The sequence below is a fragment of the Ideonella sp. B508-1 genome (genome assembly GCF_000333615.1).
Classification (GTDB): Bacteria; Pseudomonadota; Gammaproteobacteria; order Burkholderiales; family Burkholderiaceae_C; genus Ideonella.
In genome coordinates this window covers 1-1,357 of record NZ_BADL01000357.1, presented here as the reverse complement: position 1 = coordinate 1,357, position 1,357 = coordinate 1, and the positions used below count along the sequence as shown (strand labels likewise).

Sequence of the window (1,357 nt, the reverse complement as noted above, 5' to 3'; positions counted from 1 at the left end):
AAGCTTCGGTGGATTTCACGCCCGAAGGCCAGACCCTGGCCAGCGACCCGCTGCTGCTGTACTTCACTTCGGGCACCACCTCCAAGCCCAAGCTGGTGTTGCACAGCCACCAGAGCTACCCGGTGGGGCATCTGTCGACCATGTACTGGATCGGCCTGAAGCCGGGCGACATCCACCTGAACATCTCCTCGCCGGGCTGGGCCAAGCATGCCTGGAGCTGTTTCTTCGCGCCCTGGAATGCCGGGGCCTGCGTGTTCATCTACAACTACAGCCGCTTCCAGGCGCCGGCCCTGCTGGACGTGCTGCAGGCCAAGGGCGTGACCTCGCTGTGCGCCCCGCCCACCGTCTGGCGCATGCTGATCCAGCAGGATCTGGCGGCCTGGAAGGTGCGCCTGCGCGAACTGGTGGGCGCGGGTGAGCCGCTCAATCCGGAAGTGATCGATCAGGTGCGCCGGGCCTGGGGCCTGACCATCCGCGACGGCTTCGGCCAGTCGGAGACCACCTGCCAGATCGGCAACACCCCCGGCCAACCGGTGAAGGAAGGCAGCATGGGCCGGCCGCTGCCGGGCTACAAGGTGGTGCTGCTGGACATCGACGACCAGGCGGTGGAAGAGGGCGAGGTGAGCCTGGAGCTGGGCGATGCGCGGCCCCTGGGCCTGATGCTGGGCTATGCGGGCGACCCGGAGAAGACCGAGCAGGTGATGCGCAACGGCCGCTACCGCACCGGCGACGTGGCCCAGCGCGATGCCCAGGGCTACATCACCTATGTCGGCCGGGCCGACGACGTGTTCAAGTCCTCGGACTACCGGCTCAGCCCCTTCGAGCTGGAATCGGTGCTGATCGAGCATCCGGATGTGGTCGAGGCTGCGGTCATTCCCAGCCCGGATCCGCTGCGCCTGTCGGTGCCCAAGGCGGTGATCGTGCTGCGCGATGGCGTGGAGGAGGGGCCGGAGGCCGCGCTGTCGATCTTCAGCTTCTGCCGCGAGCACCTGGCCCCGTACAAGCGCATCCGGCGCATCGAGTTCGCCACCTTGCCCAAGACCATTTCCGGCAAGATCCAGCGCGCGGTGTTGCGCAAGGGCGAGGCCCAGCGCGTGGCCGAGGGCCAACGTGGCGAGCGCGAGTACTGGGAGGAGGATTTCCCCGCATTGGCGAAACGCTGACAGCCGTTAGGCTGGCGGCCGTGCTTGCCGCAGTGCAGCACGCGCCTGTCCATGACCTCTTCGCTGCCTCGCGCCCAGGGCCTCACCGCCGGCCCCTTCTTCTCCACCCCGGAACAACGCCTGGCGCTGGCGCGCGAGCGCTTCTTCGGCTCGGGCGAGCGTCCGACGGGGCTGGTGCCGGAGCCGGTGCTGGC

1 protein-coding gene is annotated in these 1,357 nt (G+C 68.4%); it reads left to right on the top strand.

The window, feature by feature from the left end:
• Nucleotides 1–1,163 (top strand): AMP-binding protein (locus tag I73_RS15145; RefSeq protein WP_022981388.1); only part of this gene is annotated, 1,163 nt, incomplete at its 5' end.
• Between the last annotated feature and the right edge of the window lie 194 nt (nt 1,164–1,357).